Origin of the sequence: Plasticicumulans sp., from assembly GCF_035331805.1 — a bacterium.
In the GTDB taxonomy this organism is placed as follows: Bacteria; Pseudomonadota; Gammaproteobacteria; order Competibacterales; family Competibacteraceae; genus Plasticicumulans.
Map to the genome: position 1 here is coordinate 1 of NZ_DAOLKE010000398.1, position 3,012 is coordinate 3,012.

At 73.3% G+C, this 3,012-nt stretch carries 1 pseudogene; it reads right to left on the reverse strand.

Annotated elements, in window-relative coordinates:
• A pseudogene (locus PKE44_RS17455) lies at positions 1 to 2,931 on the reverse strand (cyclic beta 1-2 glucan synthetase); the annotation flags it as partial.
• Positions 2,932 to 3,012 lie beyond the last annotated feature (81 nt).

The window sequence follows — 3,012 nt, forward strand, 5'->3', positions numbered from 1 at the left end:
CGCGGCCTCCGGGCGCGTCAGCAGCACGGCGATCGCCAGCAGCAGCGCAGCGGCGAGCGGCCCGGCCGCCATCTGCCGGCAGGCGCCGGCGAGATCGGCGCGGGTGCTGCGCTCGGCCTCGCTGGAGGTCGTCCACTGCAGCAGCCGGCGGTGACTGAACGTGAGCCGCCACAGCGTGCGGCCGATCGCATCGAGGCTGTAGGCGGCCTCGTGCGGCAGCCACGCCAGCCGGCAGAGCGTCAGCAGCGTCTGGCGCCACAGCGCGGCCCCGACCTGGCGCAGGTGGATCAGCGGCGCGGCCTCCGGGGGCTTGCGCACGATCGCGAGCAGCGCCTCGCACACCGGGCGCGTCAGCAGCACGGCGATCGCCAGCAGCAGCGTGCCGCTGAAGGCCCCGAGCACCCCGGCCCCGAGCAGCAGCAGCGCCACGGTCGCCGCCGGCACCAGGCTGCGGCGCAGGTTGTCGGCGATCTTCCAGCGCGACAGCGCACTGAGCGGATTGCGCCGCCGCCCGTCCGCTCCCGGCACGCGCGCCAGCAGCCAGCCGCCGATCTGCCAGTCGCCGCGGATCCAGCGCTCGCGCCGCCGGGCATCGACGAGGTGGCGCGCCGGCATGTCCTCGTAGAGCTGCGTGTCGCTCAGCAGCCCCGCGCGCGCGTAACAGCCTTCGAGCAGGTCGTGGCTGAGGATGCGGTTGTCCGGAAAACTGCGCCCGGCCGCCTCGAACGCGGCCACGTCATAGATGCCCTTGCCGATGAAGGAGCCTTCGCCGAAGACATCCTGATACACGTCGGAGGCGAGCTGGCTGTACGGGTCGATGCCGGCCTCGCCGCCGTGCAGCCGCGCATACGCCGAGCGGTGCACGCTCGAAGGCATCACGTCGACGCGCGGCTGCAGGATGCCGTAGCCCTCGACGACGCGGCCGCTGTCCTCGTCGAAGCGGGCGCGGTTCAGCGGGTGGGCGAGCGCGCCGACCATCGCCGCGGCCGCATCGCGCGGCAGCTGCGTGTCGGCATCGAGCGTGATGACGAAGCGCACGCTGCCGGCGAGCGCCACGAGGTCGCCCTCGATGTGCGAGAAGGCCCCGGTGCGGCCTTCGAGCAGCAGCGCGTTGAGATCGGCGAGCTTGCCGCGCTTGCGCTCGCGCCCCATCCACACGCCTTCGGCCGCGTTCCACGTGCGCGGCCGGTGCAGCAGCGCGAACGGGCTGCCGCGGTCGTTGCCGTCATCGGCACGGCCGTAGCACGCGTTGAGCCGGGCAATGCCGGCGCGCGCACGCTCGATGCGCGCGGCATCGTCCGGCGTCGTTTCGGTCGCGGCATCGGGCAGGTCCGACAGCAGCACGAAGCCGAGCTGCGGATCGCGGTTGGCGAGGTAGCGCACCTCCAGCGCATCGACGAGCGTGTCGATGTCCGCAGCGCTGCCGAGCAGCACCGGCACCGCCACCAGCGTGCGCGCCTCGGGCGGGATGCCATGGCGGTAATCGAGCCGCGGCACCGGCTTCGGGCGCACCGTCAGCGTCGCGAGCCAGTTGGCGAGGGTCACGCCCAGCTCGCTGCTGGCGATGAAGGCGAGCGCGAGCGCCAGGCCCAGCAGGCCGGGGGCGGCACCCTCGGCATCGAGCCCACTTGCGTAGGCGCCGGTCGCGAGCAGCGCGGTGACGGTGGCGGTGCCGAGGTACATCGTCAGCGGCCAGCGCGCCAGTTCCTGCCGCAGCCGCAGCCACGGCGACAGCCGCAGCGGCAGCCGGGCTTCGAGCCGGCGCCGGCCGCGGTCCACCAGCCAGTAACCGATGTGGGCGGTGCGCGCCATCAGCCCGTGGCGCGCGGCCTCGTCCTGCGCCAGCGCCAGCGCCGCCCGCGCCACGGCCGGCTCGTCGCCGCCGGCGTGATCGGCGAGGTATTCGACGACGTGCCGGTAATGGTCGCGGCTCGCGAAGTCCATGCGCCGGTAGCTGCCGTGCGGATCGGCGGCGAGCACCGCCTCGACGACGCTGACCGATTCGACGAACTCGCGCCAGTCGAGCGCACTCAGCGCACCGAGCGTCAGGATGCTGTTGCCGATCGACACCTGATCGGCCGCCTGCAGCCGGCTCTCCTGCTCGACGAGCTGCTCGATCGTGTGCCCGGACTCGGCCAGCGCCTGCGCGAGCCAGCTCAGCGGCAGCGTGCCGCCGCTGCGGTGGCCCTGCAGGTTGCGCGCGAACTCGGCGACGAAGGCGCTGGAGAGCCGCGGTTCGGAGCGCGCCATGTCGGCGACGAGCAGGATCAGCCCCTTCGGCTCGCGCTCGGCGACCTCCAGCATGCGCACGGCCCAGCGCAGCGCCAGTTCGCGGTCGCGGCGACTGGCGACCAGGCGGTCGGTGACGCGGCGCAGGTTCTCGATCAGCGCGAGCTGCAGCATGATCGGCACGGCCCACAGCTCGCCGAGCGTCAGCGGATCGACCCGCTGGTAGGCCATCACCACGCGCCCGAGCGCGTCGATGTCGACGCGGCCGTCGCCGTGCGCGATGACGGCCAGCGCCAGGTCATAGACGCGCGGCAGCCCGCGGCCGGGACCGTTGGCGAGCCACGGCAGCTTGGCGCTGTAGTTCTTCGGCAGGTTGCGGCGCGCGACGCGGATCTGCTGCTCGATCAGGTGGTAGTTGTCGAGCAGCCATTCGCCGGCCGGCGTGACGCTGCGCTGCTCGTCGAGCTTGCCGGCGAGCAGCGCATGCCCGGCGGCGAGCGCCGCGGCGTTGTCCTGCAGCCGCGCGATCAGCCGGTCCTGCGTGCGCCGGCGCTCGACGACGTGATTGCGCGCCAGCGCCTCGGCGTGGGCTTCGAGCTGCTCGGCGCCGTAAAGCTCGGCGCGCAGGGGCAGCTCGGTATCGGCCGGCGTGCGTTCGACCCGGCGCTTCTGCAGCCACTGCGTGAACCCGGTCCTGATCATGCATTCCATCCCCCAGGTGCGCGGGCAACGGAACGTCACCGCCGGAAACGAAAGACCGGCCGCGCCACAGCGCGGTTCCGG